Source organism: Nocardioides piscis, from assembly GCF_011300215.1.
GTDB classification, from domain to species: domain Bacteria; phylum Actinomycetota; class Actinomycetes; order Propionibacteriales; family Nocardioidaceae; genus Nocardioides; species Nocardioides piscis.
Genome location: NZ_CP049866.1, coordinates 1,090,982 through 1,110,800, shown reverse-complemented (window position 1 = coordinate 1,110,800; position 19,819 = coordinate 1,090,982). Strand labels below are relative to the sequence as shown.

At 70.1% G+C, this 19,819-nt stretch carries 28 protein-coding genes; 13 read left to right on the top strand and 15 right to left on the bottom strand.

All coding sequences use genetic code 11. From position 1 onward, the window contains the following. The first annotated feature begins 3 nt into the window (after positions 1–3). Both G7071_RS05500 and G7071_RS05495 read left to right on the top strand, forming a co-directional pair. Positions 4–174: a hypothetical protein gene (locus G7071_RS05500; protein WP_166315919.1), complete on the top strand. Its 171-nt coding sequence runs from the start codon at positions 4–6 to the stop codon at positions 172–174. Further along, positions 171–827, top strand: coding sequence for an NADPH-dependent F420 reductase (locus G7071_RS05495; RefSeq protein ID WP_166315916.1), 657 nt, complete (start codon positions 171–173; stop codon positions 825–827). The genes G7071_RS05500 and G7071_RS05495 overlap by 4 nt, the downstream gene beginning before the upstream one ends. Before the next feature lie 4 nt (positions 828–831). On the opposite strand, the gene G7071_RS05490 is transcribed toward G7071_RS05495, so the two are convergent. After that, positions 832–1,125, bottom strand: coding sequence for a hypothetical protein (locus tag G7071_RS05490; RefSeq protein WP_166315913.1), 294 nt, complete (start codon positions 1,123–1,125; stop codon positions 832–834). A 118-nt stretch (positions 1,126–1,243) separates the two neighbouring features. Here G7071_RS05490 and G7071_RS05485 point away from each other — a divergent pair, with 118 nt between their 5' ends. Both G7071_RS05485 and G7071_RS05480 read left to right on the top strand, forming a co-directional pair. Further along, a complete protein-coding gene (locus G7071_RS05485; RefSeq protein ID WP_246210482.1) occupies positions 1,244–1,600 on the top strand; it encodes an ArsR/SmtB family transcription factor in 357 nt (118 codons plus the stop codon). A 1-nt stretch (position 1,601) separates the two neighbouring features. After that, positions 1,602–2,087 (top strand): SRPBCC family protein, encoded by a 486-nt coding sequence (locus G7071_RS05480; RefSeq protein ID WP_166315910.1) that lies wholly within the window; start codon positions 1,602–1,604, stop codon positions 2,085–2,087. A gap of 22 nt (positions 2,088–2,109) precedes the next feature. Here the strand turns inward: G7071_RS05480 and G7071_RS05475 are convergent, their stop codons facing one another. After that, positions 2,110–3,120 carry an aldo/keto reductase family protein gene (locus tag G7071_RS05475; RefSeq protein ID WP_166315907.1) on the bottom strand — a complete coding sequence of 337 codons (1,011 nt, stop codon included), beginning with the start codon at positions 3,118–3,120 and terminating at the stop codon, positions 2,110–2,112. Positions 3,121–3,175: 55 nt separating this feature from the next. Here G7071_RS05475 and G7071_RS05470 point away from each other — a divergent pair, with 55 nt between their 5' ends. Further along, on the top strand, positions 3,176–3,823 hold the full coding sequence (locus tag G7071_RS05470; RefSeq protein WP_166315904.1) for a class I SAM-dependent methyltransferase: 648 nt from the start codon (positions 3,176–3,178) through the stop codon (positions 3,821–3,823). A 52-nt stretch (positions 3,824–3,875) separates the two neighbouring features. Here G7071_RS05470 and G7071_RS05465 read toward each other — a convergent pair whose 3' ends face one another. The 8 genes from G7071_RS05465 to G7071_RS05430 all read right to left on the bottom strand — a co-directional run bounded on the left by G7071_RS05465 (position 3,876) and on the right by G7071_RS05430 (position 9,511). Beyond that, positions 3,876–4,076 (bottom strand): hypothetical protein, encoded by a 201-nt coding sequence (locus G7071_RS05465; protein ID WP_166315901.1) that lies wholly within the window; start codon positions 4,074–4,076, stop codon positions 3,876–3,878. A 10-nt stretch (positions 4,077–4,086) separates the two neighbouring features. Then, a complete protein-coding gene (locus G7071_RS05460) occupies positions 4,087–5,061 on the bottom strand; it encodes an SDR family NAD(P)-dependent oxidoreductase (RefSeq protein WP_166315898.1) in 975 nt (324 codons plus the stop codon). Beyond that, positions 5,058–5,507, bottom strand: a complete 450-nt coding sequence (locus tag G7071_RS05455) for an SRPBCC family protein (protein WP_166315895.1) — start codon at positions 5,505–5,507, stop codon at positions 5,058–5,060. The genes G7071_RS05460 and G7071_RS05455 overlap by 4 nt, the downstream gene beginning before the upstream one ends. A gap of 48 nt (positions 5,508–5,555) precedes the next feature. Next, positions 5,556–6,386: a patatin-like phospholipase family protein gene (locus tag G7071_RS05450; protein ID WP_206062910.1), complete on the bottom strand. Its 831-nt coding sequence runs from the start codon at positions 6,384–6,386 to the stop codon at positions 5,556–5,558. Positions 6,387–6,429: 43 nt separating this feature from the next. Continuing rightward, complete coding sequence (locus G7071_RS05445; RefSeq protein WP_166315892.1) at positions 6,430–7,752, bottom strand: SGNH/GDSL hydrolase family protein; 1,323 nt, start codon at positions 7,750–7,752, stop codon at positions 6,430–6,432. 96 nt (positions 7,753–7,848) lie between these two features. After that, a complete protein-coding gene (locus G7071_RS05440; RefSeq protein WP_166315889.1) occupies positions 7,849–8,307 on the bottom strand; it encodes a GNAT family N-acetyltransferase in 459 nt (152 codons plus the stop codon). Positions 8,308–8,310: 3 nt separating this feature from the next. Further along, positions 8,311–9,177: an aldo/keto reductase gene (locus G7071_RS05435; RefSeq protein ID WP_166315886.1), complete on the bottom strand. Its 867-nt coding sequence runs from the start codon at positions 9,175–9,177 to the stop codon at positions 8,311–8,313. Positions 9,178–9,274: 97 nt separating this feature from the next. Continuing rightward, a complete protein-coding gene (locus tag G7071_RS05430; protein ID WP_166315883.1) occupies positions 9,275–9,511 on the bottom strand; it encodes a DUF1059 domain-containing protein in 237 nt (78 codons plus the stop codon). 87 nt (positions 9,512–9,598) lie between these two features. Between G7071_RS05430 and G7071_RS05425 the strand changes: the two genes are divergently transcribed. The 5 genes from G7071_RS05425 to G7071_RS05405 all read left to right on the top strand — a co-directional run bounded on the left by G7071_RS05425 (position 9,599) and on the right by G7071_RS05405 (position 12,984). Further along, positions 9,599–10,450 (top strand): sigma-70 family RNA polymerase sigma factor, encoded by an 852-nt coding sequence (locus G7071_RS05425; protein ID WP_166315880.1) that lies wholly within the window; start codon positions 9,599–9,601, stop codon positions 10,448–10,450. A 104-nt stretch (positions 10,451–10,554) separates the two neighbouring features. Then, positions 10,555–11,199 (top strand): 2'-5' RNA ligase family protein, encoded by a 645-nt coding sequence (locus G7071_RS05420; RefSeq protein WP_166315877.1) that lies wholly within the window; start codon positions 10,555–10,557, stop codon positions 11,197–11,199. A gap of 22 nt (positions 11,200–11,221) precedes the next feature. Beyond that, positions 11,222–11,521 (top strand): hypothetical protein, encoded by a 300-nt coding sequence (locus tag G7071_RS05415; RefSeq protein WP_166315874.1) that lies wholly within the window; start codon positions 11,222–11,224, stop codon positions 11,519–11,521. 66 nt (positions 11,522–11,587) lie between these two features. Continuing rightward, positions 11,588–12,139 carry a hypothetical protein gene (locus G7071_RS05410; protein ID WP_166315871.1) on the top strand — a complete coding sequence of 184 codons (552 nt, stop codon included), beginning with the start codon at positions 11,588–11,590 and terminating at the stop codon, positions 12,137–12,139. A gap of 122 nt (positions 12,140–12,261) precedes the next feature. Continuing rightward, the gene (locus tag G7071_RS05405; protein WP_166315868.1) at positions 12,262–12,984 is read left to right on the top strand and encodes a hypothetical protein; all 723 of its coding nucleotides are present in this window, start codon (positions 12,262–12,264) and stop codon (positions 12,982–12,984) included. A 59-nt stretch (positions 12,985–13,043) separates the two neighbouring features. On the opposite strand, the gene dnaB is transcribed toward G7071_RS05405, so the two are convergent. Beyond that, positions 13,044–14,414, bottom strand: a complete 1,371-nt coding sequence (gene dnaB, locus G7071_RS05400) for a replicative DNA helicase (RefSeq protein ID WP_246210618.1) — start codon at positions 14,412–14,414, stop codon at positions 13,044–13,046. A gap of 613 nt (positions 14,415–15,027) precedes the next feature. On the opposite strand from dnaB, the gene G7071_RS05395 reads away from it, so the two are divergent. Together G7071_RS05395 and G7071_RS05390 are read left to right on the top strand one after the other, a co-directional pair. Continuing rightward, positions 15,028–16,365, top strand: coding sequence for an MATE family efflux transporter (locus G7071_RS05395; protein WP_166315862.1), 1,338 nt, complete (start codon positions 15,028–15,030; stop codon positions 16,363–16,365). Further along, positions 16,362–16,874 (top strand): hypothetical protein, encoded by a 513-nt coding sequence (locus G7071_RS05390; protein ID WP_166315859.1) that lies wholly within the window; start codon positions 16,362–16,364, stop codon positions 16,872–16,874. Before G7071_RS05395 ends, G7071_RS05390 begins: the two co-directional genes overlap by 4 nt. A 109-nt stretch (positions 16,875–16,983) precedes the next feature. On the opposite strand, the gene rplI is transcribed toward G7071_RS05390, so the two are convergent. The 4 genes from rplI to rpsF form a co-directional block, all read right to left on the bottom strand. Further along, a complete protein-coding gene (gene rplI, locus G7071_RS05385) occupies positions 16,984–17,430 on the bottom strand; it encodes a 50S ribosomal protein L9 (RefSeq protein ID WP_166315856.1) in 447 nt (148 codons plus the stop codon). Positions 17,431–17,444: 14 nt separating this feature from the next. Beyond that, complete coding sequence (rpsR, locus tag G7071_RS05380; RefSeq protein WP_057322350.1) at positions 17,445–17,681, bottom strand: 30S ribosomal protein S18; 237 nt, start codon at positions 17,679–17,681, stop codon at positions 17,445–17,447. A gap of 84 nt (positions 17,682–17,765) precedes the next feature. Beyond that, positions 17,766–18,368: a single-stranded DNA-binding protein gene (locus G7071_RS05375; RefSeq protein ID WP_166315853.1), complete on the bottom strand. Its 603-nt coding sequence runs from the start codon at positions 18,366–18,368 to the stop codon at positions 17,766–17,768. A gap of 96 nt (positions 18,369–18,464) precedes the next feature. After that, positions 18,465–18,758, bottom strand: coding sequence for a 30S ribosomal protein S6 (rpsF, locus tag G7071_RS05370; RefSeq protein ID WP_166315850.1), 294 nt, complete (start codon positions 18,756–18,758; stop codon positions 18,465–18,467). Between the two features lie 181 nt (positions 18,759–18,939). On the opposite strand from rpsF, the gene G7071_RS05365 reads away from it, so the two are divergent. After that, positions 18,940–19,812 carry a serine/threonine-protein kinase gene (locus G7071_RS05365; protein ID WP_246210476.1) on the top strand — a complete coding sequence of 291 codons (873 nt, stop codon included), beginning with the start codon at positions 18,940–18,942 and terminating at the stop codon, positions 19,810–19,812. The last annotated feature ends 7 nt before the right edge of the window (positions 19,813–19,819 follow it).

Here is a 19,819-nt window from a genome sequence, read left to right as displayed (position 1 = left end):
GACATGGCAACGAAGTTCGGGTGGTGGAAGTGGCTCGGACTCGCCGGCATCGCCGGTGTCGCTGCGACCAGCGTCGCGATCACGCGCCAGGAACGACGACGCCAGGCCTATTCACCTGACGAGATCCGCGAGCGACTGCACCGACGGCTCGCCGAAGTTGAGGAGCATTCGTGAAGGTCACCGTCCTGGGCACCGGCATGGTCGGGCGCGCGATCGCGCTGGGGTTGGCCGGGCTCGGCCACGACGTCGTGGTCGGCACGCGCGACGCGGCCGCCAGTCTCGCCCGCACCGAGACCGACGACTTCGGCACCTGGGCCTCGATGCACAGCGAGATCGAGGTGGCGCCGTATGCCGAGGCGAGCCGTGGCGCCGAGCTGGTGGTCAACGCCCTCAACGGCCAGGCGGCCATCGCCGGCCTGGAGGCGGCCAGGATCGCCGACGGCACCGTGCTTCTCGACATCTCCAACCCGCTGGACTTCTCGGGCGACCACCTGCGGCTGTTCATGGGCAACGACGACTCGTTGGGCGAGCTCATCCAGCGGGAGTTCGAGACGCTGCGGGTGGTCAAGTCGCTCAACACGATGACCGCGGACGTCATGGTCGACCCGAGCCGGATCGCCGACGGCGACTTCACCACGTTCGTCTCCGGCAACGACGACGCGGCCAAGGCACAGGTCATCTCGCTGCTGACGGCGCTCGGCCACCGTGACGTCATCGACCTCGGCGACATCAGCACCGCGCGCGGGACCGAGGCGCTGATGCTGATCTGGGTCAGGCTGATGGGACCGATCGGCACGCCCTACTTCAGCTTCAAGATCGCGCGCTAGCCCTCTACTCCAGGTGCATGGCCCCGGCCTCGGGGCCGGACTCGGCGTCGGGGTTGGCTGACTCCTGGGCCGTCCGGACCCGGTCCACCTCGGCCACGTCGGGCTCCTCCTGGGCCAGCCGCTGGCTCAGCGTCTCGTCCTCGACCTCGGCCATCTCGGCGCCCCGCGGCTGGCGGTCCGGCGGGGACCACGGCTCGTCGTCGGTCGCGCTGGGCTCGTCGAGGTTGATCTGCGCCCGCGCCTGCTCGTCAGGGTCGAGGTCGGTCTCGCCGAAGTCACTGCCGTGTTGGTTGCTCATGCCTCCACCATGTCCGTCGGACCCGCCCCGGGCAAGGGCGGGTCACCTCTGCGGGCGCCTGCACGTCCTCCGACCCAGGCCTTGACAACCTACAACCAGTTGGTTGTAGGTTAGTCCCGTGAGCAAGCGCATCGACCAGCAGGAGGACGCGGCAGACGCCATGTTCCACGCGCTGGCCGACCGCACCCGGCGCGACATCCTGCGGCGCGTGCTGGCCGGTGAACACTCGGTCTCCGCGCTCGCGGCGTCCTACGACATGAGCTTCGCCGCGGTGCAGAAGCACGTCGCCGTGCTGGAGAAGGCCGGCCTGGTCACCAAGCGGCGCAGCGGCCGGGAGGCGCTGGCCAGTGGCGACGTGGAGGCCGTGCGGTCCGTGCGCTCGATGCTCCTCGAGCTCGAGGCCGTCTGGCGCGGTCGCATCGCCCGGATCGACGAACTGATCGCAGAACCCAACCCACACGAGAGGAACGAGTGACATGCCCGTCACCGACGTCAAGCACGACATGGACAACCTGACCCTGACCATCGTGGCCGACTTCGCGGCCCCGCCGACGCGGATCTGGGAGGTGTATGCCGACCCACGCCAGCTCGAGCGGGTGTGGGGTCCGCCCACCTACCCGGCCACGTTCGTCGACCACTCGCTGACCCCCGGGTCGCGGTGCACCTACTACATGACCTCACCCGAGGGCGAGAAGTACGCCGGCTACTGGGACGTCACCGAGACCAACGAGCCCTCGGACTTCAGCTTCGACGACGGCTTCGCCGACGCGGATCTCAACCCCGACCCGAGCATGCCGGTCGGCAGGAACGTCTACACCTTCACCGAGCACGCGGGCGGCACCCGCGCGACCTACGTCGCCACCTACGCCTCCGCCGAGGCACTGCAGAAGGTGCTCGACATGGGCATGGTCGAGGGCGCCACGTCGGCGATCAACCAGATCGACGACCTCGTCGCGAGCTGAGCCGGCCGCCGCGGACGCGCCCCTAGACCACCCGGGTCCTGGGCGCGTTCTCGGCCGTCTTGCCCGGGTCGCGCTCGACAGTCTCACCGAGCACGTCGTCGATCGCGGCCATGGCGTCGGCATCGAGCTTCACCCCGGCGGCCTTGACGTTCTCACTGACCTGCTCGGGCCGCGAGGCGCCGACCAGCGCGGAGGCGACGTTGTCGTTCTGCAGGACCCAGGCGACCGCGAGCTGGGCCAGGGTCAGGCCGGCGTCGTCGGCGATCGGCTTGAGCTGCTGGACCCGGGTCAGCACGTCGTCGCGCAGGAAGCGCTTGATGAAGTCGGCGCCACCCTTCTCGTCGGTGGCGCGCGAGCCCTCGGGGAGCGGCTGCCCGGGGAGATACTTCCCCGTCAGCACACCCTGGGCGATGGGGCTCCACACGATCTGCGAGACCCCGAGCTCGGAGCACGTCGGGACGACCTCGTCCTCGATCACCCGCCAGAGCATCGAATACTGCGGCTGGCTCGAGATGAGCTGGACGTTGAGGTCGCGGGCCAGCTCGACGCCGGCGCGGATCTGGTCGGCCGTCCACTCCGAGACCCCGATGTAGAGCGCCTTGCCCTGGCGCACGACGTCGGCGAAGGCCTGCATCGTCTCCTCGAGCGGCGTCTCGGTGTCGAACCGGTGGGCCTGGTAGAGGTCGACGTAGTCGGTCTGCAACCGGGTCAGGGAGCCGTTGATCGACTCCATGATGTGCTTGCGGGAGAGACCGGTGTCGTTCTTGCCGCCGGGTCCGGTGGGCCAGTAGACCTTGGTGAAGATCTCCAGCGACTCGCGGCGCTCACCCTTGAGCGCCTCACCGAGCACGGTCTCCGCCGCCGTGTTGGCATAGACGTCGGCGGTGTCGAACGTCGAGATCCCCTCGTCGAGGGCTGCCTGCACGCACTGGGCAGCGACCTCGTTCTCCACCTGAGACCCGTGGGTCAACCAGTTGCCATAGGTGATCTCCGAGATCTTGAGCCCGCTGTTGCCGAGGTATCGAAACTCCATGCCTGCCAACATACGGGCACACTGAGAAGACCCGACCGCCGAGAGAGTCACGACCATGAGCAAGCACGAGCATCGCGCCGACCTGCCCGGCCACCAGCACCAGTCGCCCGTCGAGGCGGACGAGTGGGACGAGCGCTACGGCGAGGACCAGATGTGGAGCGGGATGCCCAACGAGCAGCTGGTGGTCGAGGTCAGTGAGCTGGCGCCCGGCACCGCCCTCGACGTCGGCTGCGGCGAGGGCGCCGACGCGATCTGGCTCGCCGAGCGCGGCTGGCGGGTGACCGCGATCGACGTGTCCGCCAAGGCCCTGGGCCGCGCCACCCGCGCCGCTGCGGCTGCCGGCACGGAGGTCGAGTGGCGACAGGTCGGGCTCGAGGGGGCCGGCGCATCGACGTACGACCTGGTGAGCGTGTTCTATCCCGCACTGCTGCGCGGCGACGGCGCGATCATCACCACGCTGCTCGACGCGGTCGCGCCCGGCGGGACGCTGCTGGTCGTCCACCACGCCCACGTCGACCGGGAGCGGGCCCGCGAGCACGGCTTCGACCCCGACGACTACGTCAGGCACGAGGACCTCGTGGCCGCCCTGACGGATCGGCCCGGCTGGGTGGTGGAGATCGCCGAGCAGCGTGCGCGTACGGCGCCCGACGGCCCTGGCGCGCACCACCACACCGACAGCGTGCTGAGGGCTCGCCGAGCCTGACTCGTCCAAGGGCGAGGACGGCGCCGAGGGGGCCGAGGGGGCCGAGCCTGACTCAGTCGTCGTGCGCCCGCGAGTCGAGGGTGGGCGTGTCGACGGCGTCGCCCTCCTCGGCGTTGCCCTCCGGCATCGCGTCGAGTGCCTCCTGGCGCTCCTCGTCGTCGACGCGCCGGCCCGCGCCGGGGAAGGAGGAGGCCGGGCTGGTGTCGTCGCTGGCGTCCGGGTCGGGGAAGTCGTTGCCGGTCGTGGTGTCCATGACGGCGACCCTACGCCGGGGTCTCGTCGAGCCCGGCCGACTCCTTGAGCCATGCCCAGGCGCGGGCCCGGTCGGGCTCGGAGGCGCGGGTGGTGGGCAGCAGGTGGACCGGTCGAGCACGCCGGTCGTGCCAGAACCGCCCGCTGGCCGGGGCCGGCTCGGCGCCGACGAGCCAGACGCTGGTGTCGGCGCCCTCCTCGTTGTCGCGCAGCAGCGGCCGGGTCAGCGACCGGAAGCGCGGCAGTGACTCCTGCACACCCGGGGTGTCGGCCCAGCCGGGGTGCATGGCGGAGGTGGTGATCGAGTCGAGCGACCAGCGGTCGGCCAGCAGCGGCAGCATCTCCACCTGCATCCGCTTGGACCGCGCATAGGCGGCCGTGGGTGAGTAGTCGCCGCGGCGGAACTCGGGGTCGTCCGCCTCGAGCCGCTGCGAATACATCCCGCCGCTGCTCACCAGCACCACGCGCCCACCGCCGAGGACCGGCAGCAGCTCCTCGGTCATCACCACCGGGCCCAGGACGTGCACGGCCATGCTCAGCTCGTGGCCCTGCGCCGAGTCGCTGCGGGTCGGCGGCATCACACCGGCGTTGTGCACGACGGCGTGCACGGCCGGGAGCTCGGCTGCGACCTCGGCGGCGAATCGGCGTACGTCGACGAGGTCGCCGACGTCGCAGCGCCACACGCGCAGGTCGGCGGTGGGCTGCCGGGCGACGATCTCGTCGCGGACCCGCGCGCCCTTCTCCTCGTCCCGGACGACGAGGTGGACCTGCGCCCCCAGCGCGGCCAGGCCCTCGGCCGTGGCGATCCCCAGGCCGGAGCTCGCTCCCGTCACCAGGCAGTGGCGACCGGTCAGGGCTCCGGGGCGCGGATCGTCCGGCCAGCCGGGGAGCGACCGGCGGACGCCCAGGCCGATCCGGGTGTAGCCGAGGACCAGCGTGCGGTCCATGGCCGTGTCGAGGGCCCGGACAGGGAGGGACCGGCTCATGGGGCTGTCCGGGGCAGGCGGTCCAGGCACTCGCGGAGCTGGTCGATGGTCTTGGTGGCGAGGTGGGGGAGATAGGCAGCGACCAGCGGCGCTGCGAACCGGGCGACGCCGGAGAAGCCGAACTGCGCGGTGTAGGAGATCTCGGCACCGTCGGGGTGTGCCCGGACCCCCAGGACGTCGTGGCCGTCGAACTGCTCGTTCTTGCCGTGCATGTGGATGCGCGTCGGCTCCTCGACCTCCACGGCGGTGTAGTCGACCTCGACCTCGCGGCCCAGGAACGAGGAGACGTTGTGATAGACGGTCCCGACGCCGCCGTCGCCCGAGACCCGGGTGCAGGTCTTGGTCCCCGGGTCCCACTCCTCTGCGTTGCTGAAGTCGGCAAGATAGGCGAAGGCGGCCTCCGGTGAGGCCTTGGTGGTGAACGTGCGCGACACGGTTGGCTTCATGGCTGGCTCCTTGGGGTCCACCGCCACGCTACGCAGCCGTTCAAGGCGTCAGCCCCAGGCAGCCGCGACCTCGTCGAGCACGGCCGCCGCCTGCCGGAGCCCCTCCCGGGCGGCGCCGGGGCGCTTGCTCGCGTCGAGGACGTTGTTGCCGAAGGCCGCGAGCGCCTGCTTGTCGGGCGTGATCACGACCTTGCGCGTGGCGCGGCACTTCCCGAGCTGGGTGGAGATCCGGGTGGCGCGGCTGAAGGCCTGGGCGAGCGGTGCGATGACCACCACGACGTCCTCGGCGTCCCGGGCGACGTCGGCGTTGGTCACCGAGCGCATCCCCCCGTCGATGTAGGGGGTGTCGTCGATCGACACCGGCGGCCACACGATCGGGACGGCGCAGCTCGCGGCCACGGCGTGCACGATGTCGACACCGTCGCCGGGTCCGAAGACGCGGAACTCACCCGTGTCGGCGTTGACGGCCGTGATCCGCAGGTCGCGCTCGGGCCACTGGTCGATCTCGATCCGAGACCGGATGACCTCGACCCGCTCATGACCACCGGCCGGGTGTGCCCTCAGGGCGGCGGCGCCGATCCGCTTGCCCTTCTTGGTGATCGAGCCGGGGAGCACCATCGGCAGCACCAGGCGCAGCATCATGCTGCGGCGGTAGTCGGCACCGAGCTCGCCGGTCGGTTCCTCGACCTGTCTCTCATAGACCTCGTCGAGCGGGTCGGTCGTGACCAGCGCGCCGATGACCGAGCCGGCCGACGTGCCGACGACGGTGTCGGCGGCCGTCAGGTCGACCCCGCGGTCGGCCAGGCCCTTGAGGATCCCGGCCTCCCAGCCGATCCCGGTCAGGCCGCCACCACCGAGGACGAGTGCAGAACGAGGCATGCGCAGACCCTAGGCGGTCAGCCCAGGTCGTCAGCCCAAGTCATCAGCGCAGGCAGCCCGGCCGCTTGGCCACCAGGGTGCGGTCGCGGGTGACGTGGCCGTCGCGGACCACGACGCGGGCGCGGATGCGACCGTCGAGGTGGTCGATCGCGCGCACCCGACGCTTCAGGACGTATGGCGCTGCGCTGTCCCGGCCGACGCGCTTGCCCCCGATACGGACGGTCACCCGCTCGACCAGATCGTCGCCCCGCCGGACAGCGAACCTCACGACGCGCTCGCCCGAGTTGTCGCTCGTGCGGCACCGGGCGGTGAACCGGACCCGGTCGAGCGCCGCGTCGAGCTTCGCCTCGACCACACCGTCGCTCCCCATGGTGGTCATGACGTCGCTCGGGGTGGCTGACGGAGTCGCGGTCGCCGTCGGGGACGGCGTGGTCGTGGTCTCCGAGGGGGCCGGGGTCCGCGGGCCGGACGGGATCGGGTGCTCCGGGTCGGAGTCCCAGGCCTGCTCGACGACCGACCGGACGTGGGCGGCCATCGCCGCCATGCCCGCCGAGGAGGGGTGCAGGGGCGAGCCGTCGTTGTAGGTGTTGATCGCCCGGACCCACTGCTCGGCGGGTGCTGCGCAGGCGGTGTGGTCGAGCGCGCCCGGGAGGTCGCGCATGTCGACGAACAGGGTGCCTTCGTCCGCGGCCACGTCCTCGAGCACGTCGGAGAGGTGGTCGATCACGCCCTGGAGGTAGTCGCTCTCGGCGGCGGTCATCGGCAGCGTCGCGGGACAGCCGCCGGGCGGGAGATAGGTGCCATAGCCGATCACGGCGATCACGGCGTCCGGGGAGCGGAGCTTGGTCTCACGGATGCCGGCGACCAGCGCGTCACGGGTCGCCTCGACCTTGACGTGGTTGGCATCGCCGGGGGTGCCGGCACAGTCGGACGTGATGCAGGAGGTGGCCAGCGAGACCAGGCCGACGTCGTTGCCACCGAGCGTGCCGAAGGTGACCAACGACGTGTCGGCCGCGAGCGCGTCGAGCTGGGGCGGGTTGTCCTTCTGGGGCCTGGACAGGTCGGCGAGGACTGCGCCGCCGCAGCTGGCGTCGGTGAAGGCCTGCACGTCGAGGCCGATCGCCACCAGGGTCGGGAAGTTGCGCTCGCTCCGCGTGCACTGACCCGGGCGCTGGGGAGTGATGCCGGGTCCGGAGACGAAGGAGTCACCCAACGCGACATAGCGCTCACCGCTCGTGCCCTTGTCCCACACCGGCGTGTGCCCGCCCTCCGCTGCTGCGCCTGCGGTGGCGCCCAGGGTCAGCACGGCCGAGAGTGGCACCGCCATCGCCGAGACGGCAGCGACCAGGGACTTCGAACGGCGCATCAGCGCACTCCTCGCACTCGCCGCGTCGGCCCTCCCGGCGACGCGTGATCCGCGCGGACGCTAGCACCGCCCCGGCACGCTTGTCGCGCGTTCGGCTCACAGCTCCTGGAGGTAGCAGAGCATGCGGTAGTCCGCACCCGGCTCGATGTTGACGAACCCGTGGCGCTCATAGAAGCGCCTGGTGTCGACGTCCACCTCGTCGACGTTGATGTGCATCTCCCCGGCACCCCGCTCGCGGGTGAGGCGGACGACGTCGGTGAGCAGCGCCGTACCGATGCCCTGGTCGCGCAGCGACGGCACGACGTAGAGCTCCTCGAGCTGGGCGAGCGGGCCGTCGTAGTAGGGCGTCGGGCGCAGGGTGAGGTAGGCGAACCCGGACCAGTCGTCGCCGGTGCGGGCCAGGATGACGAGCACGTCGTCGCGTCCGAGCAGGCTGCGGAACCGGTCGGTGAAGGTGTCCGCGGTCGGCCCGGGGGTCTCGAACTCGTCGTTGAAGTCGCGCAGGAGCCGGCCCACGACGTCGGCATGCTCCACGCCGGCTGCCAGGACCTGCATCGCTCAGGCGTCGAGCCGGGTGAGCTCGTCGACGCTCAGCTCGAGGTCGGCGGCCGCTGCCGAGTCGCTGATCGACTCGGGCCGCTTGGCGCCGGGGATCGGGATCACGCACGGCGACTGGGCCAGCTCCCAGGCGAGCGCGACCTGCTGGGCGCTGACCCCGCGCGCCTCGGCGACCTCGGCGAAGGCGGGGTGCTTGGTCGCCAGCTCCTTGGCGTCGCCGAGCCCACCCAGGGGGCTCCAGGCCAGGAACGCGAGGCCGAGCTCCTCGCAGACGTCGATCTCGGGGCGGCTGCTGCGGAAGGCGGGGCTGAACTGGTTCTGCACGCTGACCAGCGCGTCCCCGAGCACGGCGTGGGCGGCCCGGATCTGGTCGGGGTCGGCGTTGGAGAGACCGACCTTGGCGACCTTGCCGCTGTCGGCGATCTCCTTGACCGTCGCGATGACCTCGTCATAGGGCACCTGCGAGGAGGGACGGTGGTGCTGCCAGAGCGCGATCTGCTCGACCCCGAGGCGGCGCAGGCTCTCGTCGACGGCGCTGCGGAGGTGGTCGGCGGTGCTGTCGGTCGCCCAGCCCCCGCCCTCGGTGCGGACATGGCCGCCCTTGGTCGCGAGCACGACACGGTCGCGCACGCCGAGCTCGTCGAGGAGCGAGGCGATCAGGCGCTCGTTGGCCCCCTGGGCCTCGGCGCCCAGCTCGTCGCCGGGGCCGTAGGCGTCCGCGGTGTCGAAGAGCGTGACCCCCGCATCGAGGGCCGCCGTGATCGTGTCGAGCAGCTGTTCGCGAGGCTGCTCCCCGCTCTGGTCGAAGGTCATCAGGCCGAGGCCGATCGCGCCGACCAGGTGGTTGCCGAGAACACGTGTCTGCATGGCTTCGACCATAGCCCCGACCCCGGACAGTCCGTATCGATCGGCACCCTGGGGGGTACGCCAAGCAGCCATTTTTGATACGGACCATCGCCCGGCCTCAGTCCTCGGGCAGCTCCGCGAAGGCCTGCTTGGCGTCGCGATACCAACCCAGCGACTTCTTCGGGTGCTTCCAGCGGCCCCTCATGTCCTCGCGCGCCGGCTCATGGGCCGTGTCGCCCGCCTTGACCGCTTCCTTGAGGTGGCGGTCCTGGGCGTTGATCACGTCGTCGGCGCTCTCGCCGCGGTGCTCGAGGTCGCACGGGCCGCCCAGCTGGCGGCAGGTCATGGTCTTCATCTCGGGTGCTCCTTGTCATCCGGTCACACGAGGGCTCTCGTGCTCGTCACAGGAGATGACGGCCCCCGAGATGGAAGTGTGACCGACATGGACCAGACGCAGGTGTTCGAGGCCGAGCGAGCGCGGCTGCTGCGCATCGCCACCAACGTCCTCGGCGACCGCGGTGAGGCCGAGGACGTCGTGCAGACGGCCTGGCTCCGGCTCGACCGCAACGAGGCCGAGATCGACAACCTCCCGGGCTGGCTGACCACCGTCACGACCCGGCTGTGCCTCGACCGGCTGCGCCTGCGGGTGCCGCTGCCGGTCGAGGACGAGGAGGTCGAGCGGGTCAGCGCGGCCGCGAGCCCACCGGTCGATCCCGCGGACCACGTCGTCCTCGCCGACACGGTCGGCGTCGCCCTCCAGGTCGTGCTCGACCGCCTCTCCCCGAGCGAACGGGTCGCCTTCGTCCTGCACGACAGCTTCGGGGTCGACTTCACGACGATCGCCGCGGTCCTGGACACCACCCCCTCCGCCGCCCGCAAGCTCGCGTCCCGCGCGCGCGGCAAGGTCGCCCAGCCCCAGGAGCCCGACCACCGGGCCGACTGGGTGGTCGTCGACGCCTTCCTCGCCGCCGCACGGGAGGGCGACTTCGCCCGCCTGCTGACACTGCTCGCGCCCGACGCCGTCGTCGCCGGCGACCAGGCGGCCGTCGCCCTCGGCACCCCCGCAGCGATCGACGGCCAGCGTGCCGTCGCCGAGTTCTTCAACGGCGCCGCGTCGGCTGCGCTGCCGGTCTTCGTGGCCGACAGACCGGGCGCCGCGTGGTTCGACCGCGGGCAGGCGCGGGTGGTCTTCGACTTCAGCGTCGAGGACGGGGTCGTGCGGCGCATCGACTTCCGCGCCGAGCCCGGGGTGCTTGTCGACGTACGCCGACGCAGGGACGACACGGCAGGCTGAGCCCCGTCGCCTCCAGGCACTCCCATCGTTGAAGAAGCATCCTGTAGTGGGTCTGTGGACCTACAGTGGAATTCGCAGGGGGCAATAGTGAGCGAGGTGGACGGATGCAGCTACAAGCCGTGATCGTCCCGCCGTCGTCGGTGTTGGACGACGCGTTCACGGCCGCGCAGACGATCCACCTGAAGCCCGGCGCCCCCGACGTGGGTGTGGAGAGGGGCAGCGTCCTCCAGCGACTGCGCAAGCGCCAGGTCGATCCGGAGCCCACCGTGACCCCCCTGACCCTCGTCGGGTCAGGCACGGCCTTCGTCCGTCTGGGCCGTTTCGGCAACGTGACGATCGCCGACTCGCTGCACCTGGCGCAGGCCCTGATGGCGGCTGCCGCGACGTGGCCCTCACCCGTGGTCCATGTCAACGAGCTCGACATCGAGCTCACCGACACAAAGCTCTTCGTCAAGGCCAAGCTCGGCGGGGAGACCGACGGTCTGCGATCGATCTTCGGCCAGTTCCACGAGGCGGCCAAGCGGGAGCGTTTCTTCCTCGACCGGCGCAGCTTCCGGCCGGAGTTCGACCTCGCCTCCCTCGACCTGCCCGACGACCCGACGTTCCTCGAGCGCCTCGAGTGGGACGCCGACGACCACCAGGGCCCCGAGTGGCGAGCGACGCACATCTCGCTGTTGAAGGTGCTGTTCGGTGACGACGGGCAGACCTACGAGGAGATCGCCCAGGTTCCGCTGGGTGCGCCCAGCTGACGTCATCGCTAGGTTCTGGGCCATGACTCCCACCGTGCAGCGCGTCGTCGGCGCGCTGGTGCTCCTCGCTGCGGGCATGCTGAGCCTGCCGCTGGCCGCGACGTTCCTCGACGACCCCGGTTCGGAGAACTGGATCATCGTCGCCCAGCTCCTGGTCATGGCCGCCATCGGTGCCGGCGTCGCTGTCGCGCTCCCGGACCTGGCCCGCGCCGGCTCGTCCACGGGTCGACGAGCCCTGACCGGGGTGTGGTGGGGACTGCTCGCAGCGGCCGTGGGCGTGCTGGTCTTCTGGCTGCTGCTCAACGGCTTCCGCGGCGCCTGAGCGCAACCTCTGCCACACTCCGACCGCCCGGGCGCGCTGCCCGCCCATCTGACACACGGAGACAACGTGATCCGCAGCCGAGCCAGTCTCGTCCTCACCCTCGCGGCCGTGGCCGCCACCTCGCTGGTCTCCGCGTCGCCGGTGGCTGCCGCGCCCTCAGACCCTCGCGACCTCGTCGTCGGCCGCGACATCATGCCGGGCTGGGTATGGGCCTCGGGCGGCCCCGACGGGTGCACCTTCTCCACGATGAGCCCGTCGAGCGCCACCTCCCACTTCACCACGGCGTCGACTCCCGAGCTGCTCAACGTGCCCGCCGGCGCCAAGGACGTCCACATCGAGGGGTGCGGCACCGTCACCCACGTCGACGAGCTGCCGAAGAGGCCCCGCAAGAGGATCGTGGGTGAGGGCGAGTTCGTCGTGGGCGCTCACCTCGCGAAGCACGCGACCTACAAGGCGGTGCGCCTCGACACCTTCGGCTGCGAGTGGGAGACCTTCAGGTCCTTCGCCGCCGCCGACAGGTTCAACGGACTCGCGGACAACGAGGGTCTGTTGAAGGTCCCGGCCACCGCGAAGGTCGTGCTGCTGGACGGCGACTGCACGTGGAAGCGGGTTCGCTGAGCGGCGACCAGCCGAGGCTGCGAGCCGATTGGTGTTTGCCGGAGCGCAGGGCGGGTAGATGAAGCCTCGACCACACAACCACGTTCGGGAACCCCGAGCAGGACACAGAAGCGAGCCACCCCTTGAACAAGACCACCCGCATCCTCCTGGGCGCTCTGACCAGCATCGCTCTCGTCTCGCCCACGGTCGGTCTGGCCGGCACAGCCCAGGCCACCGGCGAGACGACCCAGGTGAGGCAGCTGCTCAAGGTCAAGGCCAACAAGAAGCTCGCCATCTCGGCCCGGAAGGGTTATGTCCACCACAACCTGACCACCGACACCGTCACCGTCAAGGCCAAGGGCTTCCGCAAGGGCAAGGTCAAGTTCGCCATCGACGGGGTCTCCGCCGGCACGGTGAAGCTGAAGAAGCGCAAGGCGACGCTGTCGATCCCCTCGTCCCTCGCGGTCGGCGAGCACGTCGTGACGGCCAAGGTGAAGAAGGTGAAGAAGGCGAAGGTCAAGATCGTCTCCTTCAACTCGACGATGACCCTCGCCACCACCTCGGTGACGGTCAACCGAGCCGAGTACGAGGCGCCGTCGATCACCGGCCAGGTGGTCTACAAGGGCAGCGTCGCCACCAAGGGCTGGGTCGACACCTACAACGACGACGGCGACCTGACGCTCGGCTCCGCCTCGCCCGACCTGCTCGGTGTGTCGAGCGTGAAGGCCGACGGGACGTTCCAGATCTACACCCACGACTACCTGGACTTCGCCCCCGGCACCTACACGATGAAGGCGTTCTTCGAGTACGACGCCGGCTATGACGAATACCTGTTCGGCACCCCGATCACGGTGACCGTGGTCTGATCTCCGCGCCTACCTGCCTCGACGGCCCCGTCTGCGACTGCAGACGGGGCCGTCGTGCGTCAGTGCGCCATGTCCACGAACCGCGAGTAGTGACCCTGGAAGGCCACGGTGAGGTCGCGGGTCGGGCCGTTGCGGTGCTTGGCCACGATCAGGTCGGCCTCGCCGGGGCGGGCCGACTCCTTCTCATACACGTCCTCGCGGTGCAGCAGGATGACCATGTCGGCGTCCTGCTCGAGCGACCCCGACTCTCGCAGGTCACTCATCATCGGCTTCTTGTCGGCTCGCTGCTCAGGACCACGGTTGAGCTGGGAGAGCGCGATGATCGGGACCTCGAGCTCCTTGGCGAGCAGCTTGATCTGCCGGGAGAACTCGGAGACCTCGAGCTGGCGGGACTCGACCTTCTTGCCCGACGTCATCAGCTGCATGTAGTCGATGACGATGATCTTGAGGTCGTGTCGCTGCTTGAGCCGCCTGGCCTTGGCCCGGATCTCCATCATCGTCATGTTGGGCGAGTCGTCGATGAACATCGGCGCCCCCGAGACCTGGCCCATCTTGCGCGCCAGCATGTCCCAGTCCTGCTCGGTCATGTGACCGTTGCGGATGTTGTTGAGGGGCACCTTCGCCTCGGCCGACAGCAGCCGCATCATGATCTCGGTGCGCGTCATCTCGAGGCTGAAGAAGACGCTGGTCAGGTTGTTGTGGATCGAGGCTGCCCGGCAGAAGTCGAGAGCCAGTGTTGACTTGCCCATGGCGGGACGCGCCGCGACGATGATCATCTGACCGGCATGCAGGCCGTTGGTCAGCTCGTCGAGGTCGGCGAAGCCGGTGGGAACGCCATAGAGCCCGTCCTCACGGTTGCCGATGGCCTCGATCTCGTCGAGGACCGGGTTCATGATGTCGCTCAGCGGGGCATAGTCCTCGGCGGCACGGCGGTCGGTGATCTTGTAGACCTCGGCCTGCGCCTGGTCGACGACGTCGTCGACCTGGCCCTCGCCGGCATAACCGATCTGCACGATCTTGGTGCCGGCGTCGACGAGGCGCCGCAGGATCGACTTCTCCCGGACGATCTCGGCGTAGTAGCCGGCGTTGGCCGCGATCGGCACGTTGGCCGAGAGCGTGTGGAGGTATGGCGCTCCGCCGGCCCGTTCCAGCTCGCCCTTGCGGAACAGCTCGGCCGCGACCGTCACCGGGTCGGCCGGCTCGCCCCGGCTGAAGAGGTCGACGATGGTGTCGTGGATGACCTCGTGGGCGGGGCGATAGAAGTCGGTGCCGCGCAGCGTCTCGATCACGTTGGCGATCTCGTCCTTGGAGATCAGCATGGCGCCGAGCACGCTCTGCTCGGCCGCGTTGTCCTGAGGGGGCGTGCGGTCGCCGGGCCGGCGTGGGGCCTGGCCGGGCTCGTAGGCAGCCGGGCCGTCGCCCCAGTCGATGCCTGACTCGCTGCGACCCTGGTCGGTGATGCTCACCGGTGCCCCCTTCTCGCCGTACGACGACCGTGTTGTTGCCCTGTGCTGCTCGAGTGTGGCTCGCGGAGCTCACCACCCCCTGGCCTGCTCCACGGACCCGTTCCGGACGGTAGGCAGACCCACCGACAACGTCGTGCATCGGCTCCCCCCGAACGGAAGCCGACCCGGGGACTTCGCGCGACGCTACGTCCTGACAAGGGGGTCCGGCCACTCCTCGTTTGACAGTTATCCACAGGCCGTGTGGATAACTCAGGGTCAGGGGTGGACGACGCGCCATGCAGTGTGCAGCAACTGTGGAGGCAACTGTGGACAGAATCCGGATCATCCAGCCGGACAGCGCGCTGACCTGCGGTTTTGCCCCGTCTTGCCTGTGGAGAGAAAAGAATTTGCAGCAACTTTCCATGTGAATCCCACGCCTCGGTTGCCTCCGGTCGGTTTGTCGACAAGCCGTTTGGGACGCAAATGCGGTGGAGTTGTTCACCGGCTATGCACAGGTAGTCAAATCGGGCCATGCGAACCACCCGAACGTGGGATCGACGGGGTCGGTCGCGCGACCTGGCGCCGCTAGGATCCGCGGGTGGACGCCACCGACCGGGAGATCGTTCGCCTGGCCGTGCCGGCGTTCCTCGCCCTCGTCGCCGAGCCGCTCTTCCTCCTCTCGGACGCCGCGATCATCGGCCACCTCGGCACCACCGAGCTCGCAGGGCTGGGCATCGCCGGGGCGGTGCTCTCGACCCTCGTCGGCCTCTGCATCTTCCTGGCCTACGGCACCACCGCCACCGTCGCGCGCCAGCTCGGCGCCGGCGACCTGCGCGGTGCCCTCACCCAGGGCATCGACGGCTGCTGGCTCGCCGTGCTGATCGGCAGCTTCGTCACCGTGCTCGGCGCGACCCTCGCCCGCCCCCTCGTCGACCTCTTCGGTGCTCCCGCCGACGTCAGTGAGCAGGCCGCGACCTACCTCGAGATCGCTGTCCTCGGCACGATCCCGCTGCTGCTGATGCTGGCGGCGACCGGCGTGCTGCGCGGCCTGCAGGACACGCGCACCCCGCTGTGGGTCGCGATCGGCGGCAACGTCGCCAACATCGTCCTCAACGTCGTCCTGGTCTATGGCCTCGACCTCGGGATCGGTGGATCGGCGCTGGGCTCGGTGCTCGCCCAGGTCGGCAGCGCCGCCGTGCTGGTCGCCGTGGTCGCCAGGGCTGCACGGCGCGAGGGTGCAGCCCTGCGTCCCGATCGGCGCGGCGTCATCCTCGCCGCGCGCGCCGGGGTCCCGCTCGTGCTGCGGACGCTCACGCTCCGCGCGTGCCTGCTGATCGGCACATACGCAGCGACGATCGCAGCGACTGGCTCCGACCCCGGAACGACCGTCAACCTGGCAGTCCACCAGATCGCCCTCGCCGTGTGGACCTTCCTGGCGTTCGCCCTCGATGCGCTGGCGATCGCCGCCCAGGCCATCACCGGCCGGGCGCTCGGCGCCGGCGACGCGGCCCGCACGCGCCACCTCACCCGCCGGATGGTGCAGTGGGGCTGGGGTGCGGGGATCGCCAGTGGCATCCTCCTGGCCGCCGTGTCGCCCTTCCTCGGCGCCCTGTTCTCCTCCGACCCGCAGGTGCAACGACTCCTGGTCCCGGTGCTTCTGGTGGCCGCAGCCGGGCAGCCGATCGCGGGAGTGGTCTTCGTCCTGGACGGAGTGCTCATCGGCGCCGGTGACGGCGCCTACCTCGCCTGGGCCGGCCTCGGCGTGCTCGCCCTCTATGCGCCCCTCGCCCTGCTCGCCGCGAGTGGACCCGGCGGCCTCGTGCCGGTGTGGGTGACGCTGGTCGTCGTCTTCATGGGCGCACGCTTCGTGCTGCTGACCAGACGGGCGCGCAGTGACCGGTGGCTGGTCCTCGGGGCACTAGCCTCTCGGCCATGATGCCGCTCCAGTCGATCGCGATGGGGCTCGTGATCGTGGTGCTGGTCGCGCGGTTCGACAGCGGTCACGACGCCCTGGCCGACCCCGTCGGCTGGCTGCTGGTCGTGTGGGGCGTACGCCGACTTCACGACCGCACCCTGGTGCTGGCGCTCGCCGTGGTGGCCCTGCTCTTCTCGTGCGTGCTGTGGCTGCCCTGGACCCTGGAGGCGCTCGAGCGCAACGACCCGTCCCTGCGTTGGGCGGTGAACCTGCCGCAGGTGATCTTCTGCATCGCGTTGTGCCACCACCTCGCCGGCCTGGCCAGCGCGAGTGGTGACCGGTCGGCGAGCGCCTGGCTGCGGACCACGATGGTGCTCAACGTCGTCCTCGCGGTGGCGCCGGTGCTGGTGTTCGCCGCCGGGGCCGACGAGGCCATGACCCAGGTCTATGCCGGGGCCGGCGGGGTGCTGCTGCTGCTCATCGTCCTGCTCTTCGGCTACGCCCGGCGTCCCTGGGTCGACGTCTCGTAGCCGCCGGGACCAACCTCCCCGCCGCTGGGCCCGCTGCCGTTCGTCCACAAAATGCCGCTCGGCCCGCCTGCTCGACAAGAGCGGGCGGGCCGAGCGGTGTGCGTCAGCGTCAGGCGGAGACCACGTTGAGGGCCACCGATGCGGAGACCTCGTCGTGGAGCTTGACCGACACCTCGTGGGCGCCGAGCGACTTGATCGGGTTGGTGACCACGATGGTGCGACGGTCGACCTTCTCGCCCGAGACCTCGGTGATCGCGTCGGCGATCTCCGTGGTGGTGACGGCTCCGAAGAGACGACCACCCTCGCCGGCGCGAACCTTGACGTTGACCGGACCCTGCTCGAGCTTGGTCTTGATCTCGGTCGCGTGGTCGGCATCACGAGCGGCCCGCGCGTTGCGCGCCGTCTTGATCGACTCGATGGTCTTCTCGCCACCACGGGTCCAGCGGATGCCGAAGCCACGCGGGATGAGGTAGTTGCGGCCGTAGCCGTCCTTGACCTCGACCACGTCGCCGGGAGCACCGAGGCCGTCAACTTCCTGGGTCAGGATGAGCTTCATGTCGGACTCCTTCCTCAGCGACCGGTGGACGTGTAGGGCAGCAGCGCGAGCTCGCGCGCGTTCTTGACCGCGATCGCCACGTCCCGCTGGTGCTGGACGCAGTTGCCGGTCACGCGACGGGCGCGGATCTTGCCGCGGTCGGAGATGAACTTCCGGAGCAGGGTGGTGTCCTTGTAGTCGACACCGGTCGCCTTCTCCTTGCAGAACTGGCAAACCTTCTTCTTGGGCTTGCGAATCACTGCCTTGGCCATTGTGGTGCTCCCTTTCTAGAAGCCCGGCTTGCGCCGGAATGGTTGTGGTGTGTTTCTCGGATGTTGTGGAGCCTGATCAGTGGCTCAGAACGGAGGCTCGTCGGAGCCGCCGCCGACGCCGGGGGCGCCCCACGGGTCTGCTGCGGGAGCGGAGCCACCGCCATAGGAGCCGCCCTGCTGGCCGCCGCCCTGCTGGCCGCCGTAGCCGCCACCCTGGGCGGGCGCGGGCGTGGCCCACGGGTCGTCGGCCGGAGCCTGGCCACCGGCAGATCCGCCCTGGCCGCCCTGGCCGCCGCCACCGAAGCCCCCGCCGCCGCCGGAGCGGTTGGCACGGGTGACCTTGGCGGTTGCGTACTTGAGCGACGGACCGACCTCTTCGACATCGATCTCGAAGACGGTGCGCTTCTCACCCTCGCGGGTCTCGTACTGCCGCGACTTCAGACGGCCCTGCACCACGACACGCATGCCGCGCTGGAGGGACTCGGCGACGTTCTCCGCCGCCTGCCGCCACACCGAGCAGGAGAGGAACAGCGCATCGCCGTCCTTCCACTCGTTGGACTGCTTGTCGAAGGTGCGCGGCGTCGATGCGATCCGGAAGTTGGCCACGGCCGCCCCTGAGGGGGTGAAGCGCAGCTCCGGGTCGTCGACGAGGTTGCCGACGACGGTGATGACGGTTTCGCCTGCCATGTCAGGTCTCCTGGAGAGGTCAGCTGATCAGTGATGTCGAGGGGCACGATGGCACAGCCCACCGACACAGCGGTGTGGGTCGAAGGACCCGATGCCTCAGTGGGCGTCGGGACGCATGACCTTGGTGCGCAGGATGGACTCGTTGAGCGTCAGCTGACGCTCGAACTCCTTGACCGTCGCCGGCTCTGCCTGCAGCGTGATGACGGCATAGATGCCCTCGGCGTTCTTCTTGACCTCGTAGGCCAGGCGACGGCGACCCCACACGTCGACGTTGTCGACAGTGCCGCCGTCCTTGCGGATGACGTTGAGGTACTTGTCCAGGGACGGTTCGATGGTGCGCTCCTCGAGACTGGGGTCGAGGATCACCATCACTTCGTAGGCACGCGTCATGCGTGTCTACCTCCTTCGGACTCATGCGGCCACGGACGTTCCGTGGCAGGAGGATGCCCTCTTCGGTCGAGGGCGACAGGCAAGGTTAACAGCGGCCCGGCCCGGTCGGGCAATCCTGCCCGCCCGCTGGCCTGTGGACGAGCGCGCGCAGCACGGACGTCTCGCGGCTAGCGTCGTCGGCATGCGTACGGCGCCTCTCCACCGCACGGTCATCGCTGGTCGCTACGCCATGCTCGACCAGATCGGCGCCGGCGGGATGGGCACGGTGTGGCGGGCCCGCGACGAGCGCACCGGCCGGGTGGTCGCCGTCAAGGTGCTCGGGCAGCACAACGCCGCCCTGCTGATCAGGTTCGTCCGGGAGCAGGCGGTGCGCGTGCGCCACCCCCACGTGGTCGCGCCCATCAGCTGGGCCGCAGACGACGACCTCGTCGTCCTGGCCATGGACCTCGTCGCCGGCGGTTCGGTGCAGGACCTCCTCGACGAGCACGGTCCTCTGCCGGTCGGACATGCCGCCGTCCTGCTCGAGCAGCTCCTCGGCGCGCTCGCCGCGGTGCACGCGGCCGGCCTGGTCCACCGCGACGTCAAGCCGGCCAACCTGCTGCTCGAGCCCACCGGCGACGGCGCCCCGCACCTGCGGCTCGGTGACTTCGGTGTCGCGGCCCCGATCGCCGACTCCCGCTACACCACGGTCCCGGGAGCGATCGGCACCGACGGCTACATGGCGCCCGAGCAGGCTCGCGGCGCGCTGCCCGACCCCTCTCAGGATCTCTACGCGGTGGGTCGCGTCGGCCTGCAGCTGATCACCGGGCTGCCGCCCGACCGTCAGGGTGCCATCGGCTCGGGTCCACTGCGCCCGCTGCTCGACAGGCTGCTGGTCGTCGACCCGGAGCAGCGTCTCGCGTCCGCGGAGGCCGCGCTGCGCCTGCTGAGACGGCTCGACATCCCCGCGAACCCGGTCCGCCTGTGCCTGATCGATGCCCGTCGCCCGGACGGCCCCGACGTCCCCACGCCGACGCGGCTGCATGGACGGTCGTCGGGGCCTGCGGAGCGTTGATCGCGCT

What these genes read in the sequence shown, in the direction of transcription:
- G7071_RS05500 (WP_166315919.1), top strand. Translation starts at nt 4, where the DNA reads ATGGCAACGAAGTTCGGGTGGTGGAAGTGGCTCGGACTCGCCGGCATC.
- G7071_RS05490 (WP_166315913.1), bottom strand. Translation starts at nt 1,125, where the DNA reads ATGAGCAACCAACACGGCAGTGACTTCGGCGAGACCGACCTCGACCCT.
- G7071_RS05480 (WP_166315910.1), top strand. Translation starts at nt 1,602, where the DNA reads ATGCCCGTCACCGACGTCAAGCACGACATGGACAACCTGACCCTGACC.
- G7071_RS05475 (WP_166315907.1), bottom strand. Translation starts at nt 3,120, where the DNA reads ATGGAGTTTCGATACCTCGGCAACAGCGGGCTCAAGATCTCGGAGATC.
- G7071_RS05470 (WP_166315904.1), top strand. Translation starts at nt 3,176, where the DNA reads ATGAGCAAGCACGAGCATCGCGCCGACCTGCCCGGCCACCAGCACCAG.
- G7071_RS05465 (WP_166315901.1), bottom strand. Translation starts at nt 4,076, where the DNA reads ATGGACACCACGACCGGCAACGACTTCCCCGACCCGGACGCCAGCGAC.
- G7071_RS05460 (WP_166315898.1), bottom strand. Translation starts at nt 5,061, where the DNA reads ATGAGCCGGTCCCTCCCTGTCCGGGCCCTCGACACGGCCATGGACCGC.
- G7071_RS05455 (WP_166315895.1), bottom strand. Translation starts at nt 5,507, where the DNA reads ATGAAGCCAACCGTGTCGCGCACGTTCACCACCAAGGCCTCACCGGAG.
- G7071_RS05450 (WP_206062910.1), bottom strand. Translation starts at nt 6,386, where the DNA reads ATGCCTCGTTCTGCACTCGTCCTCGGTGGTGGCGGCCTGACCGGGATC.
- G7071_RS05445 (WP_166315892.1), bottom strand. Translation starts at nt 7,752, where the DNA reads ATGCGCCGTTCGAAGTCCCTGGTCGCTGCCGTCTCGGCGATGGCGGTG.
- G7071_RS05440 (WP_166315889.1), bottom strand. Translation starts at nt 8,307, where the DNA reads ATGCAGGTCCTGGCAGCCGGCGTGGAGCATGCCGACGTCGTGGGCCGG.
- G7071_RS05435 (WP_166315886.1), bottom strand. Translation starts at nt 9,177, where the DNA reads ATGCAGACACGTGTTCTCGGCAACCACCTGGTCGGCGCGATCGGCCTC.
- G7071_RS05430 (WP_166315883.1), bottom strand. Translation starts at nt 9,511, where the DNA reads ATGAAGACCATGACCTGCCGCCAGCTGGGCGGCCCGTGCGACCTCGAG.
- G7071_RS05425 (WP_166315880.1), top strand. Translation starts at nt 9,599, where the DNA reads ATGGACCAGACGCAGGTGTTCGAGGCCGAGCGAGCGCGGCTGCTGCGC.
- G7071_RS05420 (WP_166315877.1), top strand. Translation starts at nt 10,555, where the DNA reads ATGCAGCTACAAGCCGTGATCGTCCCGCCGTCGTCGGTGTTGGACGAC.
- G7071_RS05415 (WP_166315874.1), top strand. Translation starts at nt 11,222, where the DNA reads ATGACTCCCACCGTGCAGCGCGTCGTCGGCGCGCTGGTGCTCCTCGCT.
- G7071_RS05390 (WP_166315859.1), top strand. Translation starts at nt 16,362, where the DNA reads ATGATGCCGCTCCAGTCGATCGCGATGGGGCTCGTGATCGTGGTGCTG.
- rplI (WP_166315856.1), bottom strand. Translation starts at nt 17,430, where the DNA reads ATGAAGCTCATCCTGACCCAGGAAGTTGACGGCCTCGGTGCTCCCGGC.
- rpsR (WP_057322350.1), bottom strand. Translation starts at nt 17,681, where the DNA reads ATGGCCAAGGCAGTGATTCGCAAGCCCAAGAAGAAGGTTTGCCAGTTC.
- G7071_RS05375 (WP_166315853.1), bottom strand. Translation starts at nt 18,368, where the DNA reads ATGGCAGGCGAAACCGTCATCACCGTCGTCGGCAACCTCGTCGACGAC.
- rpsF (WP_166315850.1), bottom strand. Translation starts at nt 18,758, where the DNA reads ATGACGCGTGCCTACGAAGTGATGGTGATCCTCGACCCCAGTCTCGAG.
- G7071_RS05365 (WP_246210476.1), top strand. Translation starts at nt 18,940, where the DNA reads ATGCGTACGGCGCCTCTCCACCGCACGGTCATCGCTGGTCGCTACGCC.